Source organism: Sphingopyxis sp., assembly GCF_050916055.1.
Lineage (GTDB): Bacteria > Pseudomonadota > Alphaproteobacteria > Sphingomonadales > Sphingomonadaceae > Sphingopyxis.
Genome location: NZ_CP051527.1, coordinates 1,442,705 through 1,465,178, shown reverse-complemented (window position 1 = coordinate 1,465,178; position 22,474 = coordinate 1,442,705). Strand labels below are relative to the sequence as shown.

The window sequence follows — 22,474 nt, the reverse complement described above, 5'->3', positions numbered from 1 at the left end:
GTGTGCGGTAGAGGGGTGTCTCGACTTCGCTCGACACGAGCGGAATGGGGAATGGCTGTTGTCGACCGGTTGCTGACCTAAATGCGGTGTACCCGGCGAAAGCCGGGGTCCAGGGCGTAAACACGCAAGGCCAGCTTTTCAACGCTCTGAGCCCCGGCTTTCGCCGGGGTACAGAAATGAGCAAATTTCCGCTTCCGACCCCAAAGCCGACGTTGGCTTCGAGCTTGATCACCCTAAACGGTCAGAAAAAATGTCAGCTGCCGAAGCCCACCGACAGGAAACCCGGGGTCGGGCCGTTCCAGCCGTCGTCGGGGCCGTCATCGTCCTGCTGGCGGCGGGGCGGTGCCGGTTTGCGGTCGTCGGCCTTTTTCGCGGGGCGCGCCGCAGGCTTTTCGGCGCGTTCGTCGGCGCGCGGCGCTTCGGCGCGTTTCGGTTCGGCATGTTTCGGTTCGGCATGTTTAGGTTCGGGGGGGAGCGCTTTCGGTTCGGCCGCCGGCTTGGCGCGGCCGCCGCGCGGCGCGCGTTCGCGGCGCGGTTCGCGGGCTTCGCGCGGCGCGCGTTCGCGGCGCGGTTCGCGGGCTTCGCGCGGCGCGTCGCTGGCCGGCGCGGCGTCGGCAGTGCCGCCGCCGTGGATCGGAATCGTATAGCCGGTCAGCTTCTGGATATTGTCGATCGCCTCGTCGTCCGACGGGGTCACCAGCGTGAAGGCGCGGCCCTGTGCGCCGGCGCGCCCGGTGCGGCCGATGCGGTGGACATAATCGTCGGGATGCCAGGGGGCGTCGAAGTTGAAGACGTGGCTGACGCCCTTGACGTCGAGCCCGCGCGCCGCGACGTCGGAGGCGACGAGGATGTTGATGACGCCGGTCTTGAAGCGATCGAGTTCGGCGGTGCGGCTCGACTGGTCCATGTCGCCCTGGATCTCGCCGGCCTTGTAACCCGCCCGCTGCAGCACCTTCGCGAGTTCGCGCACCGTCGTCTTGCGGTTGCAGAACACGATCGCGGTGTGAACCTGTTCGGATTCGATCAGGCCGCGCAGCGTGTCGCGCTTGCCGCGTTCGGCGGTCTTGACCAGAAACTGTTCGATATTCTCGTTCCGGCTGGCGGGCCGGGCGACTTCGACCGTTTTCGGGTTCGACAGGAACTTGTCGGCCAGCCGCTTGATCGGCGCCGGCATCGTCGCCGAGAACAGCAAGGTCTGCCGAGTCGCGGGCAGCTTGGTGCAGATATTTTCGATGTCGGGGATGAAGCCCATGTCGAGCATGCGGTCGGCTTCGTCGATGACGAGCAGGTTGCAGCCGGTCAGCAATATCTTGCCGCGTTCGAACAGGTCCATCAGGCGGCCGGGGGTCGCGATCAGCACGTCGACGCCCTTTTCGAGCGCCTTGACCTGGTCGCCCATCTGGACCCCGCCGATCAGCAGCGCCATCGACAGCTTGTGATACTTGCCGTATTTTTCAAAATTTTCCGCGACTTGCGCGGCGAGTTCGCGCGTCGGCGCGAGGATCAGCGAGCGCGGCATCCGCGCCCGGGCGCGGCCGTGGGCGAGGATGTCGATCATCGGCAGCACGAAGGACGCTGTCTTGCCGGTCCCCGTCTGCGCGATGCCGATGATGTCGCGCATCATCAGCACCGAGGGGATGACCCCGGCCTGGATCGGCGTCGCTTCGTCATAGCCCGACTCGTCGATGGCGCGCAAAAGTTCGTCGGAAAGGCCGATGTCGGCAAATTTCATAAGTTTGTCATGTCCGGAAAAAAATGTCTGCGCAGCGTCCCACGCCAGCTTACGCTGCCGCGCCAATGGGCAAACGCCGATGAAAAGTCAAGGAAAGCCGAAGGAAAAGCGGCAGGCGCCCCGGCTCAATCCTCCTCGGCGCGCGGGACGGGGACCATCAGCCGGAACTTGTCGACCTCGCACTTGGCGCCGGTGCGCGCGTGTAGCTCGTCGCGCCCTTCGCACAAGCGGCCGTCCTCGCTGCCCCGCATGTAGAAGCCAGCGTAAAAGTCATGCGCGCGGCAGCCGCGGTTGAGCCGGGCACGCAATCGCTGTTTCTGGCGCGTAATCAGGTCGATGCTGTCGCGCTGCACCGCCTGCATCCCCATGATGTTGCGCATCGCGACGCATTTGGGGCCCTTTTTTTCCTTCCACACGATCGGGATTTCGCGCGACCGCATCGCGGGCGCCGGACCGGCGGCGAAGTTGCTCAGCGGCGAGCGGCGCGCGGGCACGCGGATGATCAGCTGCTGCTCGATCACCATTTGCCAATAGGCGGGCGGGTCGGAATCGGGGATCGGCGCCGCGACGGCGACCGGCACCTCGGCCGAGGGGTGCGGCATGGCGTCATCGGCCGCCGGCGCCGCCGCGGCGAGCAACAGGGCGGCGGCGGTCAGCACGGGGGTGCCGCCATCTTTTCGCCGGCCCGGTCGCTTGCAAAATGATTCAACTCGGGCTCCCGCTGGCTGCCGGTCGGACAAAAAGATGCTATTCGCACGGCGTCCCCATTACCAAGCATGATTGAACATCAAATGAACTGCCCTCGCCCCCGCGCCGCGCCATGCCCGCCGATCCCCCCTGTCGTGCGGCTCGCGGCGCGATGAGCAAACCGTCCGAATCGGTGCTCGCCGCGTTCGCGGCGCTGCTCGGACCCAAGGGCTATAGCGTCGATCCCGACGTCATGAACCCTTGGCTGACCGACTGGCGCGGCAAATATTGCGGCGCCGCCGCGGCGATTCTGTCGCCGGCGACGACCGAAGAGGTCGCCGCGATCGTCCGCCTCGCCCGCGAACATGGCGTCGCGCTGGTGCCGCAGGGGGGCAACAGCGGCATGGTCGGCGGCGCGACCCCCGACGCGACGGGCGAGCAGCTGTTGCTGAGCCTGCGGCGGATGAACCGGGTCCGGGCGATCGACGCGGCGGGGCGTTACGCGATCGCCGAGGCCGGGGTGATCCTGGAACATTTCCACCACGCCGCGCTGGCCGAGGGGCTGCGCTTTCCGCTGACCCTCGGCGGCAAGGGGTCGGCGACGATTGGCGGGCTGGTGTCGACCAACGCCGGCGGGACGCAGGTGCTGCGCCACGGCACGATGCGCGCGCTGGTCGCGGGGATCGAGGCGGTGCTGCCCGACGGCAGCATTTTCGGCGGGCTCGCGCCGCTGAAGAAGGACAATCGCGGTTACGACCTGCGGCACTTGCTGTGCGGCGCCGAAGGCACGCTGGGGGTGGTCACTGCGGCGTGCCTGCGGCTGGTTCCGGCGGCAAGCGTGCGGCGCACCGCATGGATCGGACTCGATTCGCCGGCGCAGGCGCTGGCCCTGCTCCGCCGCCTCGACACCGCGATCGGGAGCGAACTCGAGGGGTTCGAAATCCTGCCGCTGACGTGCCTCGAGGCGGTGTTGCGGCACATTCCGCAGACGCGCGCGCCGCTGGCCCGCGACTATCCGTGGCACGCGCTGGTCGAACTGGCGGGCGAGGATGCCGCGGCGGTCGACGCGCGGCTGGAGGCCGAACTCGTCGCGGCGCTGGACGACGGGCTGATCCACGACGCCGTCATCGCCAAGAGCGACCGCGAAAGCGACGATTTCTGGCGCCTGCGCGATTCGATTTCAGAGGCCGAGCGCGCCGAGGGGCCGGCGATCCAGCACGACATCAGCGTCCCCGTCGATCGCATGCCCGACTTCATCGCCGCGAACCCGCTCCGGCTGGCGGGCGCCTTTCCCGGCGTCCGGGCCTTGTCCTTCGGTCATCTGGGCGACGGCAATATCCATCACCATGTCCAGCCGCCGGTGGATTGCGACGGCGCCGCGTGGGTGGCCGAGCATGGCGAGGCGGTCAGCCGTCTCGTCTATCGCCACGTCATCGAATTTGGCGGGTCGATTTCGGCCGAGCATGGCATCGGCCAGATGAAGCGCGACATATTGGCCGAACTCGACAGCCCGGCGCGGCTTGCCGCGCTGCACGGGGTGAAGCGCGGGCTCGACCCCGCCGGGCTGTTCAATCCGGGCAAGCTGATCGGCTGACGGTCGCGCGCCGAGCGGCCAACGCCCCTTGCGCCGCGGGGCGCGGGTCAATAAGGCGCGCTCTTATGTTTTCGTCCCGGACCTTCCGGGGCCCTTGACGGAGTTCGATCATGGCCACTGCGCCCGCCAATGCCAATTTGCCGCTTTTCTATAAGGACCTGATGCCGCTTTCGAGCGTCGATCATGCCGATTTCCACGCGCGCTCGCTGGAAACCGCCGATTTTCTGATCAACCAGCATGCGGTGCCGCTGACCTCCGACGAATTCGGGCCGGCGTCGCGCTTTTTCCCGATCGTCTTTTCGGCCGGCGACAATCCCGTGCCGTTGGCGCTGATGGGGCTGAACGAAGGCGTCAACACCTTCGTCGACGGCGAAGGCAAGCTGATCAACCCGGTCTATGTCCCGGCCTATGTCCGCCGCTATCCGTTCCTGCTCGCCAAGCTGCGCCAGGACAATGACGAGCTGTCGCTGTGCTTTGACCCCACCTCGGGCGCGATCGGCCAGTTCGAGGAAGGCGATGCCTTGTTCGAAAACGGCCAGCCGTCGGCAGCGACCAACGCGGTGCTCGAATTCTGCAAGAATTTCGAAGAAGCGGGCCAGCGCACCGGCATGTTCGTCGAGGAGCTGAAGAAGGCCGACCTGCTGATGGACGGCGAAGTGAGCATCCAGTCCGACGACAACGACAAGCCCTATATCTATCGCGGCTTCCAGATGGTCGACGAGAACAAGCTGCGCGAACTGCGCGGCGACGTGCTGCGCAAGATGATGCAGAACGGCATCCTCGGCCTGATCTTTGCCCACCTGTTTTCGCTGCAGCTGATGCGCGAAGTGTTCGCCGAACAGGTGAAGAGCGGCAAGATGCCGCAGATCACCGAAGTCCCGGCGGTCTGAGGAGACGCAACCGATGGCCACCTTCCCCGCCGCCGACGCCGCCGGAACCACCGCGGCGCCGCGCTATACGAAGGTGGCCATCTGGCTGCACTGGATCATCGGCTTTGCCGTGATCGCCAACATCGGCCTCGCGATGCTGACCGAAGACATGCCGCGCGAGACGCACCGCGCGGCGATGGACATTCACAAGGCGCTGGGCATCACCATCCTGCTGCTGAGCGTGCTGCGCATCCTGTGGCGGATCGGGCACAAGTCGCCGCCGCTGCCCGCCGCGACCCCGGCGTGGCAACGGCCGCTGAGCGGTATCGTCCATTTCCTGTTCTATGCGCTGCTGATCCTGCTGCCGCTGTCGGGCTGGATGTGGATGTCGGCGGCCGACCGGCCGGTCGATTATTTCGGGCTGTTCACGGTGCCGTCGATCGTCGGCCCCAGCGAGAGCCTGGCCGATGCGATGCACGACCGCCACGAAACGCTGGGCCTCGCGATGCTGGGACTGGCGGTGGTGCATATCCTGGCGGCGTTGAAGCACCAGTTCGTCGACAAGACCCGGCTGATGGGACGGATGAACCCGTTTTGACGCCCGCCCCGGCCGGACCTTCAAAAATCGATCGCGATGCCCTTGAGCTCCCAGTCGCCGTAGCGCACGGGATTGCGCCCGCCGGGCTGATCTTCGGGCTTGTCCTCGGCCAGCGGCGCCGGCGCGGGCAGCGGGCTGCTCGTCCAGCCCGCGGGCGGCTTGACGCCCACTGGACGGCGGATGGCGCGCGGGGTGCCGCCGATGGTGTTGCCGGGTTCGGACATGGTCCGGCTTATATAGGGCGCAAGTCCGCCGCCGCCAACCACATCGTCACCGGACAAGGCCATCGTCATGGTTGAGCGCCGGCCAAGGCGTCGCCCCGCCGGGTCCGAGCCCGATCCGCCGGGCACCCCGACGCGCCGCGCCGCGCTGCGCCTGCTCGACGCGGTGCTGCGCCGCGGCGATCCGCTCGACCTTGCCGCGCATGCCGCGACGCAGGGGCTGGCGCCCGCCGACCGCGCCTTCGCCGTCGCGATCGCGTCCGAAACGTTGCGCTGGATAACCGACATCGACGCGCTGATCGACAGCGCGACGGCGCAGATCCTGCCCGATGACGTCAAATCGCGCGCGGTGCTGCGGATCGCGCTGGCGCAATTGCTGGCGCTGGGCAGCCCCGCCCACGCCGTCGTCGCGACGGCGCTGCCGCTGGTCGCCGGCGGCCCGCGGCGGTTGGTGCACGCCATATTGTCGCGCGCGCAGCAGGACGAATGGAAGCTGCCCGAGCGCGCGACCCTGCCGCTCGCCACCGCCGAACGCTGGGCCGAGCAATGGGGGCTGGCAACGCTCGAAGCCGCCGAAGCCGGCTGGAGCGCGCCGCCGCCGATCGACCTCAGCTTTGCAGGCGATCCCGTCGCCGCCGAGTGGACCGACGCCGTCGCGCTGGCGCCGCGCCACCTGCGCCTGCCGCGCGGCCAGGCGGTCGAGGCGATGCCCGGTTTTCGAGAGGGCGGCTGGTGGGTGCAGGATCTGGCGGCGAGCCTGCCCGCGCGCCTGCTCGGCGACGGCGGCGGGCGCAGCGTCCTCGATCTGTGCGCCGCCCCCGGCGGCAAGACGATGCAGCTGGCGGCGGCCGGCTGGGCGGTCGTCGCGGTCGATTCGAGCGCCAAGCGACTCGACCGGCTCACCGACAATATGACGCGCACCGGGCTGGCCGCCGACGTGGTGCAGGCCGACATCCGGTCGTGGGAGCCCGCGGCGCCCGCCGACGCGGTGCTGCTGGACGCGCCCTGTTCGGCAACCGGTATCTTTCGCCGCCACCCCGACGTGCTGCACCGCATCGAAGCGCGCGAGATCGCCGAACTGGCGGCTTTGCAGACCGAGTTGCTGGCGCGCGCGGCGCGCTGGGTCAAACCCGGCGGCGCGCTGATCTATGCCACCTGTTCGCTCGAGCGTGCCGAGGGGGAAGATCAGGTCGCGACGTTCCTGACGCGGAATCCGGCTTGGAGGGTGGATGCGGTGCGCGCCGACGAGCTGCCCGCCGCGATCGCGCCTGACGCAAGCGGGTTCGTGCGCACCCTGCCCGGCGTGCTCGGCGACGCTGGCGGCCTCGACGGTTTCTTCATCGCCCGGCTGCGCGCGCCTGCGGGCTGAGGCCTGCCCCGCTCCCTTCCCCCTTGATGGGGGAAGGATAGGAAGCCTTATCGCGCAGCGATTAGGCGGACTTGGATGGGGGTGAGGGCGCGCCCGTGCACCGCCATCTCAGGCCGAGAGCGCACCCCCACCGCTGCGACTAAGCCAGCAAGCTGGCAAGTCTCGCAGCCTCCCCCATCGAGGGGAAGGGAACATATTGTTAAACGCCGCCCCAGGGCGGGAGCCGCAAGGTCAGAAAACCGCCTTCGGCGTGTCTTCCTTCATCATCGCGGCGCGGACCATCGGGATCGGGGGGCCGCCGTACGACAGGAACTGGTCGTGGAACGCCTTCCACTTGGTGCGGTCGCCTTTCGTCCAGTCCTCGCGCAGCTTGCGGATCATCAGCTTGCCGAGCGTGTAGTTGAGATAGAGCGGATCGTAAGTGCCGCGCGCCGCCTGTTGCCGCGCATTGCCCTCATCCTGATAGCACTGGTCCTTGAACAACGCTTCCGACTCGGCGACGGTCATGCCCTGGGTGTGCAGCCCGATCGCCGACAGATAGCGGCAGTTGCGCAGCAGCGCGTTCGACAATTGCCCGATGTGGGTTTCGGGATCGCCCTCGCCCAGCCCGGCATCCCACATCATTTCTTCGGTGTAATGCGCCCAGCCCTCGGCGAAGGCGTAGCCGACGAACAGCTTGCCGAAGATGCTGTCGGCGCGGTTCGAATGGAGGAAATTCAGGAAATGCCCCGGCCACACCTCGTGCACCGAGGTGAACATCAGGTCCTTGCGCCCGGGCACGAAGCCGTCGCGCGTCGCCTGATCCCACGCCGGGTCGGGCGGCGAGATATAATAGACCGACGGCAGGCCCGTCTCATACGGCCCCGGAATGTCGATATAGGCGCTGTTCTGGCGGTTATACGGCGGCGATTCCTCGACCAGCGCCTGTTCGGTGCCAGGGATGGTGACGAGATCCTTTTCGACGAGGAAGGCGCGCAGCGTCGGCAGCTGGCGCCGCGCCTCGGCCACCGGCCCGTCGGCAGGCTTGTCGGCGTTCATCTTTTTCATGCAGTCGGCGATCGTCATCCCTGCGGCATAAGTGGCGCAGGCGGCCTTCAGCGCATCCTGGTTGCGCTTGAGGTCGGCCTGGCCGATGCGCTCGAGTTCATCGAGCGGCGTGCCGACGCCTTCGTTGGTCAGCAGCATCTTGGAGAATTTGGCGGCGCCGAGGGCATAACCGTCGGTCGTGCCGGGTTGCGAGCCGACATAGGCGGCGAGGTCGCTCATCGCGGCGCCGGCCTTTTTCGCGGCGTCGTCGAACTGCTTTTGCAGCGCTTCGTCCTTGACCTCGGCGAAGGCCGCTTTCGCGTCGCCGGTATAATAATCGGCAAAGCCGCCGAAGCCGGCGGTGCCATATTTGACGAAGGTCGCGGGCAGCGGCAGTTTCAAATTCGCCTTGATCTGCGCCGCGGCCGCCGGGACCTTTCCGGCATAGGCGATGAACGCCTTCATCCGCGTCGCCGCGTCGGCATAGGGCCGCGCGATATAGACGTTGGGATCGAGCGCGCCGACATAGAAGGCAGGGTTCTTCTGGGCAAAGTCGGTGTCGCGGAGGAAAAACAGCTGCCCCTGCGCGACGTGGATCAGATAATCGCGCTCGAACCGTTCGGCATCGGTCATCTCGGCGTCGAACGCCCGCGCGTCGGCGATCGTCTTTTCCAGATACGCCGCCTGCTTCTCGATCCCTTCGGGCGACCAATCGGGCAGCTGACCGTCATATTCATGCTTGCCCTGATACACCGCGAAATTCGGGTTGAGCGGGAAATAGCCGGTCAGGAAATTGTCGCGGAACTTCGTCCATGCAGTGCCGCCCTGTTCGGTCTCACCCGGCGCCGTCGCCGACTTGTTATCCGACGCATTGCAGGCCGTCAGCACCAGCAGCGTCGCGGCAAGGGCAGCGCCACCAAAACGGGCAAATTTGCGATTCATTCCTCGATCTCCCTGACTTGATGTCGGCATGTCTGCCAGCCGCCCGCACCGATGGCACCCGAAAATCGACGAACCGCAACTCCATCCCGTCTGGACAGGCGCGAAAAGCCGGTTACGGCGATCGGCGATGGCGACGATCCCACCCCCCGAAGGCGTAGACCCGGTGATGCCGGAGGCGACGCCCAAAGCCCCCTCCCCGCTCAGCTATCCCGACTTCCGCTATTTCTGGCTCGCGCGCTTTACCGCGGTGATGGCGACGATCGCGATGGTCGTGGTGATCGGTTACCAGCTCTATGATACCGCGCGCAGCGATTATGGCATGTCGATCAAGGAGGCGTCGTTCCAGCTCGGTCTGCTCGGGCTGTTCCAGTTCGTCCCGCTCGCGGTGCTCACCCCGGTGGCCGGCTGGGCCGCCGACCGCTTCGAGCGGCGCCGCGTCGCGATCTTCTCGAACCTCATCGACCTGCTGATCGCCGCGACGCTCGGCTGGTTCACCTGGACCGACGGGCTGACGTTGCCGCTGTTGTTCGCGCTCGCGGCACTGCACGGCGTTGCCCGCGTTTTTTCGGGGCCGGCGATGAGCGCGATCGCGCCCAATATCGTAGCGCCCGCAGTGCTGCCGCGCGCGATCGCGATGAGCAGCATCGCTTGGCAATCGGCGTCGGTGATCGGCCCCGCCGCGGGCGGGCTGATCTATGCCGCGCATCCGGCGGCGGTCTATATCTTCGCCGCCCTCTTGCTCGCGGTTTCGGCGTTCACGCTGAGCCGCGTTCGGCCGGTGCTGCCGCCGCCCGCCGAAGTCCGCCGCCACCCGCTGCGCGAAATGGTCGACGGGTTGCGCTTCGTGTGGATCGAACGCTTCCTGCTCGGGACGATCACGCTCGACCTGTTCGCGGTGCTGCTCGCCGGGGCGACCGCGATGTTTCCGGTTTTCGCCCGCGACATATTGGACGCCGGCCCAGAAGGCGCCGGGTTGATGCGCGCGGCGGTGGCGTTCGGATCGGTGGCGGTGGCGGTCGGGCTGGCGATCCGCCCGATCGAGCGCAACGTCGGGGTCAAAATGCTGTGGGCCGTCGCGGTGTTCGGCGCGACGACGGTCGGTTTCGGTTTTTCGACCAGCCTCCTCCTCTCGCTTGTCCTGCTGGTCGTCATGGGCGCCGCCGACATGTTTTCGGTGTTCGTGCGCGGCACGCTGATCCAGCTCAACACCCCCGACCATATGCGCGGGCGGGTCAGCGCCGCATCGGGGCTGGCGATTTCCGCCTCGAACGAGCTCGGCGAAATGCGCGCGGGATCGATGGCGGCGTTCATGGGGCCGGTGGGCGCGGTGGTGATCGGCGGCGCTGGCGCGATTGCCGTGACGGCGCTATGGGCATGGCTGTTCCCCGAACTGCGCCGGGCGCGCACGTTCGAACCCCAATTCAAGGCAGGATCGACATGAAAGCCAATTCCATCCTCGAAACCATCGGCAACACGCCGCATATCCGCATGGCCAAGCTGTTCCCCGGCGCCGAAGTCTGGGTGAAGTCGGAGCGCAGCAATCCGGGCGGGTCGATCAAGGATCGCATCGGGCTGGCGATGATCGAGGCGGCCGAAAAGGATGGCAGCCTGACGCCGGGCGGCACCATCGTCGAGCCGACGTCGGGCAACACCGGCATCGGCCTGGCGATGGCCGCCGCGGTCAAGGGCTACAAGCTCGTCCTCGTCATGCCCGAAAGCATGTCGGTCGAGCGCCGCCGGTTGATGCTGGCCTATGGCGCGACCTTCGACCTGACGCCGCGCGAAAAGGGCATGAAGGGCGCGATCGAGCGCGCGATCGAGCTGGTCGAGACGACGCCGGGCGCGTGGATGCCGCAGCAGTTCGAAAACGAAGCCAATATCGACGTCCATATCCGCACCACCGGCCCCGAAATCCTAGCCGATTTCAAGGACTCGCCGATCGACGTGCTGATCACCGGGGTCGGCACCGGCGGCCACATCACCGGCACCGCGCAGTTTCTGAAAGAGCATTGGCCGAACCTGAAGGTCTTTGCCGTCGAGCCCGAAGCGTCGCCGGTGATTTCGGGCGGGCAGCCCGCGCCGCACCCGATCCAGGGCATCGGCGCCGGGTTCATCCCGCGCAACCTACACACGGACCTGCTCGACGGGGTGATCAAGGTCGACGCCGGTGCGGCAAAGGATTATGCGCGCCGCGCCGCGACCGAGGAAGGCATGCTGGTCGGGATTTCGTCGGGCGCGACGCTCGCCGCGATCGCGCAGAAGCTCGCCGAACTGCCGCCGGGCAGCCGCGTCCTCGGCTTCAACTACGACACCGGCGAACGCTATCTGTCGGTGCCCGACTTCCTGCCGGAAATCTGAACCACCGCCATGGCGTCGAAGACGCCCCAGGAAACTGTGCCGCTGTGGCGCGACCGGTCGGCGTGGCTGTTCGCGCTGCTCGCGGTCGCGGCGATCGTCGGCGTCATCTATGCCAGCAGCCTGAACCGCCCGGCCAGCTATAGCGTGCGCCTGCCCCCTGCCGCGCCGCCGGCGACCGTCGTGCCCGAGGTGCTGCCCATGGAGCTGGCGCCGGTGACCGAGGATGATGCGCGCGCCGCCAACGCGCGCATCCCGCTGATCGCCAAGGGCTTCGTCGCGGCGCGGCCGTTCGCCTATGCCGGCGACGCCGACAGCCGCACCCGCGCGCGCGACTGCCTGGCCGCGGCGATGCTGTATGAAGCGGGCGACGACCGGCGCGGCCAGCTGTCGGTCGGACAGGTCGTGATCAACCGCGCCCGCCACCCCGCCTTTCCCAAATCGCTCTGCGGCGTGGTGTTCCAGGGATCGGAGCGCCGCACCGGCTGTCAGTTCACCTTCACCTGCGACGGCGCGCTGAACCGCCGCTATTCGGACGCTGCCTGGGGCCGGGCGCGGGTGAATGCCGAGATGATGATGGCGGGGTTGACCGACCCCGGCGTCGGGCTCGCGACCCATTATCACACCGACTGGGTCCGCCCCTATTGGAGCGACAGCCTGGAAAAGATCGCGGTCGTCGATACGCACCTGTTCTTCCGCTGGCCGGGCTATTGGGGCACGCCGGGGGCGTTTCGCGGCGCGGTGTCGGGCAGCGACGGCCCGGTCGCCAAGCTGGCCGCGCTGTCGCCGATGCACGCGCTCGGCTTGGGCATCGCGCCCGCGCTGGCCGGGGTCGACGCCAACGCCGAAGTCGGCGAAGCGCGCGTCGTTGCGGGCGCCGGCGAGGCGGTGGGGCGCGACACCATCTATATCCAGCTCGACCGCACGGCGGCGCCCGAAAGCTTCGTGACCACCGCGCTGCGGCTGTGCGGCGACAAGCCCTATTGCAAGTTCATGGGCTGGACCAACCCGGTGCTGAAACCCGACGGCGACGCGATGAGCGACACCCAGCGCGCCGCGATGACCTTTTCCTATCTGCGCGACGACAAGGCGGGATTCGAAAAGGCGCTGTGGAATTGCAGCGAATATAAGCGCGACGATGCGCGGCAGTGCATGAAGCGGTAACCGCCGGTCGGCGGCGACAGCTTTCCCGTCGCCCCCGCGCAGGCGGGGGCCGTTGTCGGCTCTCCAATCTCGCCGCCGCGTAAACGGATAGCGGCCCCCGCCTGCGCGGGGGCGACGCCTGTGGCTCAACCCTACGGCCGGATCAGATATTTCTCGCCCGTCTTCTTCGCATTATAGGCCTGCGCGGTGTCGATATCGAGCGCTTCGGTCAGCGAGATTTCGTGGCTGTAGTGGCTCTTGAAGGTGGTCGTCAGTTCGTCGACGACGCGCTGGCGCATCCGCCCGACGACCTCCATGCCAGCCTTCGCCATGAAGGGGGTGAGCAGGAACCCCGACAGCGACCAGGTCAGCCCGAAGCTGCGGTTGAGGATGGTCGGGCCGAGGTCGAGCGCGCCGTAGATGTAAACCTGCTTGAACGTGTCCGAGCCATAGCGGCTGTAAGTCGTCATCCGCTTGACCGCCGCGACTTCCATCGCCGCAAGGATCTGCCCGGCGAGCTTGCCGCCGCCGATCGCATCGAAGCCGAGCGTGGCGCCGGTCTCGACGATCGCGGCGACGAGCTGGTCGTGGAAATCTTCGGCGCTGCTGTTGACGATATGCGTCGCGCCGATGCCCTTCAGGATTTCGACCTGCGCGTCGCTGCGCACGATGTTGACGAGCGGGATGCCGTCCTTGGCGCAGATCTTGACCAGCATCTGGCCGAGGTTCGAGGCGGCGGCGGTGTGGACGATCGCATTGTGCCCTTCCATCCGCATCGTTTCGGTGAACGCGAGGCTGGTGAGCGGGTTGACGAAGCACGAGGCGCCATCGACCGGGTCGGTGCCGTCGGGCAGCGGCATCGCCATCTGCACCGGCAGGCAGCGATATTCGGCATACATCTCGCCGCCGAGCAGCGCGACGGTCTTGCCGAGCAGCGCCTGCGCCTCGGGCGAGGCGCCGGCCTTGACGACGAGGCCCGACCCTTCGTTGCCGATCGCCAGCGCATCGCCGATGCGGCCGCCCATCGCGCGCATCCCGGCGGGCGGTATGTCGGCGGTGATCATCGGCAGGTCATCGCGCTGAGACGCGCGCGCGGTCGCCATGTCGGCGCCGCCGAACAGCAGGCCAAGGTCGGAGGGATTGATCGGGGTCGCCAGAACCTTCACCAGCACCTCGTGCGGCTTCGGCTCGGGCATCGGGCGGCGTTCGAAATAGACCTCGAGCTGGCCCTCGGGCTTGACCAGCGTCAGCATGACGAGGTTGGTTTCAGGCAGGTCGGTCATCGTTCGTCTCCCGTGTTCGGTTTCTTGTTGCAACGGATTAGGGTGTGAGGAAGCGGCTGGCAACCTCTCGATCACCGGTCATCGCAGCCAAGCTCCTCCCTGTCGCGAAGCGATGGGGAGGTGGCAGCCCGAAGGGCTGACGGAGGGGCATTGGCGCGACCGTCGACGCCCCTCCACCACTTGCTTCGCAAGCGGTCCCCCTCCCCATGGCTTCGCCACAGGGAGGATTTCAGTCCGCCGAAAATTCCGCCGCGATGCGCAGCACTTCCGTCGCCAGCTCCGCGCGGCAGATCAGCAGGTCGGGCAAATAGGGATTGGCGTTGTTGTAAGTGAGCGGCGTGCCGTCGGCGCGGCTGACGTGCAATCCCGCCGCCTGCGCCACCGCCGCCGGCGCGCAATTGTCCCACTCATACTGGCCACCGGTGTGGAGATAGATATCGGCCTCGCCGCGCACCACCGCCATCGCCTTGGCCCCTGCCGATCCCATCGCGAGCAGCTCGGCGCCGAGTTTCTCGGCGACGAACAGCGCTTCGGCCGCGGGCCGCGTCCGGCTGACGAGCATCCTGATCGGCCGGTTGGCCGGCGCGCGCAGCAGCGGGTCGTGCGAGGTCAGCGTGATGCCCAGCGCGGGCAGCGCCACCGCTCCGACGCTCGCCACGCCGCCGATCGATAGCGCGACGTGCACCGCCCAGTCGTCGCGCCCTTCGCCATATTCGCGCGTGCCGTCGAGTGGATCGACGATCCACACCCGGTCGTGGGCCAGCCGTGCGGCGCTGTCCTTTTCCTCTTCGGACAGGACCGCGTCGCCCGGCCGCGCGGCGCCGAGTTCGCGGCACAACATCGCATTGGCGGCGTCGTCGCCCGCCTGCCCCAGCGCCTTGCCTTCCAGACCCTGCGTCCGCAGCGCCAACAGGATCGCGCCCGCCGCCGTCGCGAGCCGTTCGGCCAGCTGCTCGTCGCTTTCGGTCATGTCGATAACAACCCTTGCTCCGCGCCCCTGCGAAGGCAGGGGCCCATCACCGGCACCATCGTTACCAAACGACCTTCGCTGGCAAGACGAGCCGTGAGGTGATGGACCCCTGCCTTCGCAGGGGAACATGAAGAGATGGCTACCTTCATCCGAGCAGCCGGTCGACGATCAGGTCGGCCGCCGCTTCGGGGGTCATCGCCGTGGTATCGATGCGGATTTCGGGATGTTCGGGCGCCTCGTACGGGCTGTCGATGCCGGTGAAATTCTTGAGCTGTCCGGCGCGCGCCTTTTTATACAGGCCCTTGACGTCGCGGCGCTCGGCCTCTGCGAGCGGGGTGTCGATGAACACCTCGATAAACTCGCCGTCGGGCAGCATCGAGCGCACCATGTCGCGCTCGACGCGGAACGGCGAGATGAAGGCGGTGATGACGATCAGCCCGGCGTCGGTCATCAGCTTGGCGACCTCGCCGACGCGGCGGATATTCTCGATCCGGTCGGCTTCGGTAAAGCCGAGATCGCGGTTCAGCCCGTGGCGGACATTGTCGCCGTCGAGCAGGAAGCTGTGCCGGTTCATCCGGTGCAGCTTTTTCTCGACGAGGTTGGCGATCGTCGACTTGCCCGATCCCGACAGCCCGGTGAACCACAGCAGCGCCGGCTTCTGGTTTTTCAGCGCGGCGCGCGCCTCGCGGCTCGTGTCGATCGCCTGCCAATGGACGTTCTGCGCGCGGCGGAGGCTGAAGTGCAGCATTCCCGCCGCGACCGTCGCGTTGGTCAGCTTGTCGATCAGGATGAAGCCGCCCAACGTGCGGTTGTCGCCATAGGCTTCGAACACGACGGGTTTGTCGGTCGACAGCTCGACGACGCCGATCCCGTTCAGGTCGAGCGTCTTCGCCGCCAGGTGGTCGAGCGTGTTGACGTTGATTTCATATTTCGGGGCCTGGATCGTCGCCGATACATTTTGCGTCGCGAGCTTCAGCCAATAGGCGCGCCCCGCGATCATCGCCTCGTCGGCCATCCACACCAACGTCGCCTCGAAGCGGTCGGCGGCCTCGGGCGGCGCGTCGGCGGCGGCGATCACGTCGCCGCGCGAACAATCGACCTCGTCGGCGAGGGTCAGCGTCACCGACTGCCCGGCGACGGCTTCGTCGAGGTCGCCATCCAAGGTAACGATGCGCGCGATCGTGGCGGTCTTGCCGCTCGGCAGGATGCGCACCGCGTCGCCGGGCTTGATCGTGCCGCTCGCGAGCTGGCCCGAAAAGCCGCGGAAATCGAGGTTGGGACGGTTGACCCATTGCACGGGCATGCGAAACGCCTTGGTCTCGTCGCCGGCGCTGCCGATCTCGACCGTTTCCAGATGCTCGACCAGGGCCGGCCCCTTGAACCACGGCGTGTTTGCCGACAGCGCGGTGATGTTGTCGCCCTTGAACCCCGAGATCGGGATCGCGGTGAAATGGGTAATGCCGATCTCGCTCGCGAAGGCGCGGTAGGCGAGCGTGATGCGGTCGAAGACGCTCTTGTTGTAGCCGACAAGGTCCATCTTGTTCACCGCGAGCACGATATGCTTGATGCCGAGCAGGTGCGCGAGGAAGCTGTGGCGCCGCGTCTGGGTGAGCACGCCCTTGCGCGCGTCGATGAGGATCACGGCGAGGTCGGCGGTCGAGGCACCGGTGACCATGTTGCGCGTATATTGCTCGTGGCCGGGGGTGTCGGCGACGATGAACTTGCGCTTTTCGGTGGTGAAGAAGCGATAAGCGACGTCGATCGTGATCCCCTGCTCGCGCTCGGCCGCGAGGCCGTCGACGAGGAGCGCGAAGTCGATCTCCTGCCCCTGCGTGCCGACGCGCTTGCTGTCGGCTTCGAGCGCGGCGAGTTGATCCTCGAAGATCATCTTCGAGTCATAGAGCAGCCGTCCGATCAGCGTCGACTTGCCGTCGTCGACCGAGCCGCAGGTGATGAAGCGGAGCAGCGACTTCTGCTGATGCTGCGCGAGATAGGCGTCGATGTCCTCGGCGATCAGTGCGTCGGTGACGTAGATGGGGTCGGTCATTGCGGGACTCCCGACACAAAAGCCGTTCGGGCTGAGCTTGTCGAAGCCCTGCCCTTTTCTTGGACAGCGGAAAAAAAGAAGAACAGCCCTTCGACAAGCTCAGGCCGAACGGTGCGGGGGGGGCTTTGCGGGGTCATCAGAAATACCCCTCCTGCTTCTTCTTCTCCATCGACGCGTCGCCGCCATCCTTGTCGATCGCCCGGCCCTGCCGCTCGCTGGTCGTCGTCAGCAGCATTTCCTGGATGACCTCGGACAAGGTCGTGGCCTCGCTTTCGACCGCGCCGGTCAGCGGGTAGCAGCCGAGGGTGCGAAAGCGGATCGAGCGTTCGACGGGAACTTCGCCCGGACGAAGCGGAAAGCGCTCGTCATCGACCATCAGCAGCAACCCGTCGCGCTCGACGGTGGGCCGCGGCGCGGCGAAATAGAGCGGGACGATCGGGATGTTTTCGCGCGCGATATATTGCCAGATGTCGAGCTCGGTCCAGTTCGATATCGGGAAGACGCGGATGCTTTCGCCTTTCGCCTTCTTCGCGTTGTAGAGGTTCCACAGCTCGGGGCGCTGCTGCTTGGGATCCCAGCCGTGGGTCGCGGTGCGGAACGAGAAAATACGCTCTTTCGCGCGGCTCTTTTCCTCGTCGCGGCGCGCGCCGCCGAAGGCGACGTCGAAGCCGTGAAGGTCGAGGGCTTGCTTCAGCCCCTCGGTCTTCCACATGTCGGTGTGCAGCGGACCGTGATCGAACGGGTTGATCCCGCGCGCCTTTGCCTCGGGGTTCTGGTAGACGATCAACTCCATGCCGCTTTCCGCCGCCATGCGGTCGCGGAGCTCATACATCGCCCGGAACTTCCACGTCGTATCGACGTGGAGCAGCGGGAATGGCGGCGGCGAGGGATGGAAGGCCTTGCGCGCCAGATGCAGCATCACCGCGCTGTCCTTGCCGACGCTGTAGAGCATCACCGGCTTGACCGCGTCCGCCATCACTTCGCGCATGATGTGGATGCTTTCGGCCTCGAGCCGGTCGAGATGGGTCAGCGTATCGGTCATGCCCCGCCCTTGCCGCTCCGTCATGGCACGATCAAGCTGTATGGGCTTTTGCCGTTGCAAGCCAGACTTGTGAGGCGCCGTGTCATCCCGCTGCGTCGACCCGGGCGCGGCGCCATTCGGCGGCGACTGCGCCGATCGTGTCGCCGCGATCGGCCAGCAGCGGCGCGACATCGGGCAGCGCCGCCCAGGCGGGATCGATCAGCAATCCCAGCGTGCGGGCAAAATCATATCCCGCGACCCGGATCGGTACGACGCCGTCGATCGCCAGCGACACCGGCGCGGTCGTGATACCGATGCCGGCGGCGACCATCTGCAGACAGCGCTCGTCGCTTTCGCTGCGCAGGGCAAAGCGCGGGCGCACGCCATGACGGGTAAAAAAGCGGCTGGTGGCCCCGAGAAATTCGCACGCGCGGCGCGCGATCATCGTCTCGGCGGCGAGCTCATCTGGGCCGACCTCGACCCGCCCGGCCAGCGGATGATCCGCCGCGACGAACATCGCCAAAGGTTCTTCGTACAGCGGCACGACATGCGCGCCGGCCTCGCCGGCGCGCAGCGACACCAGCGCCATGTTGAGCCGCCCGTTGCCCAGCGCCCCGCGCAGCTCCGAATCGCTGTTTTCGACGAGTTCGATCGCAAAGCCGGAGCGCAGCGCCGCAACGATCGCCTGCAGAAACTCGCCCGGCACCGAACGGATCACCCCCAGCTTGAGTTCGGTCGCCTGCCGGTCGCTGTCGCGGCCGAAATCGTCGGCGACGCGAAAGCCGCGTTCGAGGTCGCGCGCGATGGGCAGGAAGCGGCCGCCCGCTTCGGTCAGGCGAACCTGGCGGCGGTTGCGGATGAACATCGGCGTGCCGACGAGCCGTTCCAGCTCGGCAATGCCGCTCGACAGCGCCGGCTGCGTTACCCGGATCCGCGCCGCAGCCTGGGTGAAGCTGCCCGCGTCGACAACGGCAAGGAACTGGCGAATATGGGCGCGTTTGATCATAGATTTTTCTTATGTCAAAACCGCTATCGTTTCAATTTTGATATGCTGGATTTTTCAGGCAGTATCGCGGCCTGCCCTGCCCTCGATCGATAGGTCCCCTTATGCGCGCCACCCCCGATTTTGACTTCGCGCTCGGCGAAACCGCCGACATGATCCGCGACACCACCGCCCGCTTCGCCGACGAGCAGATCGCGCCGCTGGCCGCCAAGGCCGACCGCGAGGACTGGTTTCCGCGCGACGAATTGTGGACGCAGATGGGTGACCTCGGCCTGCACGGCATCACCGTCGAGGAAGAGTTTGGCGGGCTGGGCCTCGGTTATCTGGAGCATGTCATCGCGGTCGAAGAAGTCAGCCGCGCCAGCGCCGCGATCGGCCTGTCCTATGGCGCGCATTCGAACCTGTGCGTCAACCAGATCCGCCGCTGGGGCAATGCCGAGCAAAAGGCGAAATATCTGCCGCGGCTGATCAGCGGCGAGCATGTCGGCAGCCTTGCGATGTCCGAAGCCGGTGCCGGCAGCGACGTCGTGTCGATGAAGCTGAAGGCCGATCGGGTCCAGGGCGGCTATGTCCTCAACGGCACCAAATTCTGGATCACCAACGCGACCTGTGCCGACACGCTGGTGGTCTATGCCAAGACCAGTCCCGAGGCGGGATCGCGCGGCATCACCGCCTTCCTGATCGAAAAGAATATGCCAGGGTTCGCCATCGGGCAAAAGATCGACAAGCTCGGGATGCGCGGCTCGCCGACCGCCGAACTGGTGTTCACCGATTGTGAAGTGTCCGAAGAGCAGGTGATGGGGCCGGAAAATGGCGGCGTCGGGGTGCTGATGTCGGGGCTCGACTATGAACGCGTCGTGCTCGCGGGTCTTCAGCTCGGCATCATGCAGGCGTGCCTCGACACGGTCATTCCTTATGTCCGCGAGCGCAAGCAGTTCGGCAAGCCGATCGGATCGTTCCAGCTGATGCAGGCAAAGATCGCGGACATGTATGTCGCGCTGCAGTCGGCGCGCTCCTATGTCTACAACGTCGCCAAGGCGTGCGACGCGGGGCAGACGACGCGCTTCGACGCCGCCGGCTGCATCCTGCTGGCGAGCGAAAGCGCGGTCAGGGTTGCGGGCGAAGCGATCCAAGCGCTGGGCGGCGCGGGCTATACCAAGGACTGGCCGGTCGAGCGTTATTGGCGCGACGCGAAACTGCTCGACATCGGGGCGGGGACGAACGAAATTCGGCGCATGTTGATCGGTCGCGAACTGATTGGGGCATAGCAACGAATATGGGGGCAGCGAAGCGATATGGGGGGATGGCAGGCGAGGAATCCAGCGCGATGGCGCAGCATGGTCGAACCACAGCCGACGGGCGCGTGCCGATGAGCCTGCTGTGGGGCGCCGCCGCGGCGATGGCGGCTTCGGCCTTCACCCATTCGGTGCTCGGCGAGCGGCGGCTGGTCCAGCCGCTGCTGCGGATCAAGCGCGGCATCCTGTCGAGCAACCTGCCGCGCCGCGTGTTCCGCTTTGCCTGGCACGCGATGGCGGTGCTGATGCTGCTGTCGGCCGCGACTGTGGCCTGGCCGGGAACGCCGCGCGGGCTGATCATCGTCGTCGGCGCCGGCTGGCTCGCCACCGGGCTGGTCAACGCGATCTGCACCGGCGGGCGCCACATCATCTGGCCGTTTCTGGCCGGATCGGGCGCGCTGGCGCTGGCGGGAGCGTTATCGTGAGCGACCTCATGCTCAACCTGTTGCAATATTATGGCGCGGGTGCCGGGACCTTGGCGGCGCTGATCGTTTCGCTCGACCTTGGGCGGCGGCGGACCGGCTGGGCCTTCGTCATCTTCGTGTCGAGCAGCGCCGCCTTGATTGCCTGGGGGTTTCTGCAGTCGGACAGCGAAGGCATCGGCTGGCAGAATATCGCCCTGCTCGCGATCAACTGCGTCGGCGTCTACCGTTATCTGATCCGCGGCGACAAGCCCGGCGGGGCCGATCCCCGACCGACTGAAGGAGACATGCGAGCGTGAGTGCACCGGTTCTGGGAACGATGGCGAGCGCCGACAGCGAGGCGTTTCGCGCCAATGCGGCGCACAATCGCGCGCTGAACGACGAGCTGCGCGCGCGCGTCGCCGCGGCGGCGCTGGGCGGCAATGAAAAGTCGCGCGAGCGGCATACGAGCCGCGGCAAATTGCTGCCGCGCGAGCGGGTCGAGCGGCTGCTCGATCCGGGTTCGCCCTTCCTCGAGATCGGCCAGCTCGCCGCGAACGACCTCTATGACGGCGAAATCCCCGGTGCCGGGCTGATCTGCGGCATCGGGCGCGTGTCGGGGCGCCAGTGCATGATCGTGTGCAACGATGCGACGGTGAAGGGCGGCACCTATTACCCGATGACGGTCAAGAAGCACCTGCGCGCGCAGGAGATTGCCGAGGCGAACCGCCTGCCGTGCATCTATCTGGTCGACAGCGGCGGCGCCAACCTGCCGCACCAGGACGAGGTGTTTCCCGACCGCGACCATTTCGGGCGCATCTTCTTCAACCAGGCGACGATGTCTGCCAAGCGCATCCCGCAGATCGCCTGCGTGATGGGCAGCTGCACCGCCGGCGGCGCTTATGTGCCCGCGATGAGCGACGAGAGCGTGATCGTCCGCAACCAGGGCACGATCTTCCTCGCCGGCCCGCCGCTGGTGAAGGCGGCGACGGGCGAGGAAATCAGCGCCGAGGATCTGGGCGGCGGCGACCTGCACGCGAAGAAATCGGGCGTGGTCGATCATCTGGCGGAGAATGACGAACATGCGCTGACGATCGTGCGCGACATCGTCAGCCATCTGGGAACCGACAAGGGGTTCGAGGTGCCGCTGAAAGACCCGCGGCCGCCCAAATATGACGGCGAGGAGCTCTACGGCATCGTCCCGCAGGACGTCCGCGCGCCTTACGACGTGCACGAGGTGATCGCGCGCATCGTCGACGCCAGCGAGTTCCACGAGTTCAAGGCCAATTACGGCAGCACTTTGGTGTGCGGCTTCGCGCATATCTGGGGCATCCCCGTCGCGATCCTCGCGAACAATGGCGTGCTGTTCAGCGAGTCTGCGGTGAAGGGCGCGCATTTCATCGAGCTGGCGCAGCAGCGGCGCATCCCCCTGCTCTTTTTGCAGAATATCAGCGGCTTCATGGTCGGTGGGAAATATGAGGCCGAAGGCATTGCGAAACACGGCGCCAAATTGGTGACCGCGGTCGCGACCGCGACGGTGCCGAAGATCACCGTGCTGATCGGCGGCAGCTTTGGCGCGGGCAATTACGGCATGTGCGGGCGGGCCTATTCGCCGCGGTTTCTGTTCACCTGGCCCAATGCGCGGATCTCGGTGATGGGCGGCGAACAGGCGGCGGCGGTGCTGGCGACGGTGCACCGCGATGCGGACAAGTGGACGCCCGAGGAAGCCGAAGCTTTCAAGGCGCCGATCCGGCAGAAATATGAAGATGAGGGCAATCCCTATCATGCGACGTCGCGGTTGTGGGACGATGGCATCATTGACCCGGCGCAGACGCGAGATGTGCTGGGACTGGCTTTTGCGGCGACGCTGAACGCTCCGGTCGAGGACCGCGGGTTCGGCGTGTTCAGGATGTGACGG

Annotated in this window: 20 protein-coding genes; 11 read left to right on the top strand and 9 right to left on the bottom strand. The window is 66.8% G+C overall.

What is annotated here, in order from left to right:
- Positions 1–253: 253 nt before the first annotated feature.
- Both HEQ22_RS07115 and HEQ22_RS07110 read right to left on the bottom strand, forming a co-directional pair.
- Positions 254–1,732, bottom strand: coding sequence for a DEAD/DEAH box helicase (locus HEQ22_RS07115; RefSeq protein WP_432770493.1), 1,479 nt, complete (start codon positions 1,730–1,732; stop codon positions 254–256).
- 125 nt (positions 1,733–1,857) lie between these two features.
- Positions 1,858–2,391 carry a hypothetical protein gene (locus HEQ22_RS07110; protein ID WP_432770492.1) on the bottom strand — a complete coding sequence of 178 codons (534 nt, stop codon included), beginning with the start codon at positions 2,389–2,391 and terminating at the stop codon, positions 1,858–1,860.
- Positions 2,392–2,591: 200 nt separating this feature from the next.
- Between HEQ22_RS07110 and HEQ22_RS07105 the strand changes: the two genes are divergently transcribed.
- The 3 genes from HEQ22_RS07105 (at position 2,592) to HEQ22_RS07095 (ending at position 5,480) form a co-directional block, all read left to right on the top strand.
- The gene (locus HEQ22_RS07105) at positions 2,592–4,013 is read left to right on the top strand and encodes an FAD-binding oxidoreductase (RefSeq protein WP_432770491.1); all 1,422 of its coding nucleotides are present in this window, start codon (positions 2,592–2,594) and stop codon (positions 4,011–4,013) included.
- A gap of 110 nt (positions 4,014–4,123) precedes the next feature.
- The gene (locus tag HEQ22_RS07100; protein WP_432770490.1) at positions 4,124–4,903 is read left to right on the top strand and encodes a SapC family protein; all 780 of its coding nucleotides are present in this window, start codon (positions 4,124–4,126) and stop codon (positions 4,901–4,903) included.
- 13 nt (positions 4,904–4,916) lie between these two features.
- Positions 4,917–5,480 (top strand): cytochrome b, encoded by a 564-nt coding sequence (locus HEQ22_RS07095; RefSeq protein WP_432770489.1) that lies wholly within the window; start codon positions 4,917–4,919, stop codon positions 5,478–5,480.
- A 20-nt stretch (positions 5,481–5,500) separates the two neighbouring features.
- On the opposite strand, the gene HEQ22_RS07090 is transcribed toward HEQ22_RS07095, so the two are convergent.
- On the bottom strand, positions 5,501–5,773 hold the full coding sequence (locus HEQ22_RS07090) for a DUF1674 domain-containing protein (RefSeq protein ID WP_432770488.1): 273 nt from the start codon (positions 5,771–5,773) through the stop codon (positions 5,501–5,503).
- Between HEQ22_RS07090 and HEQ22_RS07085 the strand changes: the two genes are divergently transcribed.
- Positions 5,772–7,070, top strand: coding sequence for an RsmB/NOP family class I SAM-dependent RNA methyltransferase (locus HEQ22_RS07085; protein WP_432770487.1), 1,299 nt, complete (start codon positions 5,772–5,774; stop codon positions 7,068–7,070). The two genes, HEQ22_RS07090 and HEQ22_RS07085, sit on opposite strands and share 2 nt — an antisense overlap.
- Positions 7,071–7,301: 231 nt before the next feature.
- On the opposite strand, the gene HEQ22_RS07080 is transcribed toward HEQ22_RS07085, so the two are convergent.
- The gene (locus tag HEQ22_RS07080) at positions 7,302–9,038 is read right to left on the bottom strand and encodes a DUF885 domain-containing protein (RefSeq protein WP_432770486.1); all 1,737 of its coding nucleotides are present in this window, start codon (positions 9,036–9,038) and stop codon (positions 7,302–7,304) included.
- A 127-nt stretch (positions 9,039–9,165) separates the two neighbouring features.
- On the opposite strand from HEQ22_RS07080, the gene HEQ22_RS07075 reads away from it, so the two are divergent.
- From HEQ22_RS07075 to HEQ22_RS07065, 3 genes are read left to right on the top strand one after another with little or no spacing between them, the layout of a single operon-like run.
- The gene (locus HEQ22_RS07075; protein WP_432770485.1) at positions 9,166–10,479 is read left to right on the top strand and encodes an MFS transporter; all 1,314 of its coding nucleotides are present in this window, start codon (positions 9,166–9,168) and stop codon (positions 10,477–10,479) included.
- On the top strand, positions 10,476–11,396 hold the full coding sequence (gene cysK, locus HEQ22_RS07070) for a cysteine synthase A (RefSeq protein WP_432770484.1): 921 nt from the start codon (positions 10,476–10,478) through the stop codon (positions 11,394–11,396). The genes HEQ22_RS07075 and cysK overlap by 4 nt, the downstream gene beginning before the upstream one ends.
- 9 nt (positions 11,397–11,405) lie before the next feature.
- On the top strand, positions 11,406–12,557 hold the full coding sequence (locus tag HEQ22_RS07065; protein ID WP_432770483.1) for a cell wall hydrolase: 1,152 nt from the start codon (positions 11,406–11,408) through the stop codon (positions 12,555–12,557).
- Between the two features lie 131 nt (positions 12,558–12,688).
- On the opposite strand, the gene HEQ22_RS07060 is transcribed toward HEQ22_RS07065, so the two are convergent.
- The 5 genes from HEQ22_RS07060 to HEQ22_RS07040 all read right to left on the bottom strand — a co-directional run bounded on the left by HEQ22_RS07060 (position 12,689) and on the right by HEQ22_RS07040 (position 18,863).
- On the bottom strand, positions 12,689–13,819 hold the full coding sequence (locus HEQ22_RS07060; protein WP_432770482.1) for a zinc-binding dehydrogenase: 1,131 nt from the start codon (positions 13,817–13,819) through the stop codon (positions 12,689–12,691).
- A 229-nt stretch (positions 13,820–14,048) separates the two neighbouring features.
- Positions 14,049–14,789, bottom strand: coding sequence for a 3'(2'),5'-bisphosphate nucleotidase CysQ (locus tag HEQ22_RS07055; RefSeq protein WP_432770481.1), 741 nt, complete (start codon positions 14,787–14,789; stop codon positions 14,049–14,051).
- A 145-nt stretch (positions 14,790–14,934) separates the two neighbouring features.
- Positions 14,935–16,836 (bottom strand): sulfate adenylyltransferase subunit CysN, encoded by a 1,902-nt coding sequence (gene cysN, locus HEQ22_RS07050; RefSeq protein WP_432770480.1) that lies wholly within the window; start codon positions 16,834–16,836, stop codon positions 14,935–14,937.
- Positions 16,837–16,972: 136 nt separating this feature from the next.
- The gene (cysD, locus tag HEQ22_RS07045; RefSeq protein ID WP_432770479.1) at positions 16,973–17,878 is read right to left on the bottom strand and encodes a sulfate adenylyltransferase subunit CysD; all 906 of its coding nucleotides are present in this window, start codon (positions 17,876–17,878) and stop codon (positions 16,973–16,975) included.
- 82 nt (positions 17,879–17,960) lie between these two features.
- Positions 17,961–18,863 (bottom strand): LysR family transcriptional regulator, encoded by a 903-nt coding sequence (locus HEQ22_RS07040; protein ID WP_432770478.1) that lies wholly within the window; start codon positions 18,861–18,863, stop codon positions 17,961–17,963.
- A 101-nt stretch (positions 18,864–18,964) separates the two neighbouring features.
- Here HEQ22_RS07040 and HEQ22_RS07035 point away from each other — a divergent pair, with 101 nt between their 5' ends.
- From HEQ22_RS07035 to HEQ22_RS07020, 4 genes are read left to right on the top strand one after another with little or no spacing between them, the layout of a single operon-like run.
- Positions 18,965–20,128: an isovaleryl-CoA dehydrogenase gene (locus tag HEQ22_RS07035; protein ID WP_432770477.1), complete on the top strand. Its 1,164-nt coding sequence runs from the start codon at positions 18,965–18,967 to the stop codon at positions 20,126–20,128.
- A gap of 35 nt (positions 20,129–20,163) precedes the next feature.
- Positions 20,164–20,580, top strand: a complete 417-nt coding sequence (locus tag HEQ22_RS07030) for a hypothetical protein (RefSeq protein ID WP_432770476.1) — start codon at positions 20,164–20,166, stop codon at positions 20,578–20,580.
- Between the two features lie 8 nt (positions 20,581–20,588).
- A complete protein-coding gene (locus HEQ22_RS07025; protein WP_432770831.1) occupies positions 20,589–20,876 on the top strand; it encodes a hypothetical protein in 288 nt (95 codons plus the stop codon).
- A complete protein-coding gene (locus HEQ22_RS07020; protein WP_432770475.1) occupies positions 20,873–22,471 on the top strand; it encodes a carboxyl transferase domain-containing protein in 1,599 nt (532 codons plus the stop codon). The genes HEQ22_RS07025 and HEQ22_RS07020 overlap by 4 nt, the downstream gene beginning before the upstream one ends.
- Positions 22,472–22,474 lie beyond the last annotated feature (3 nt).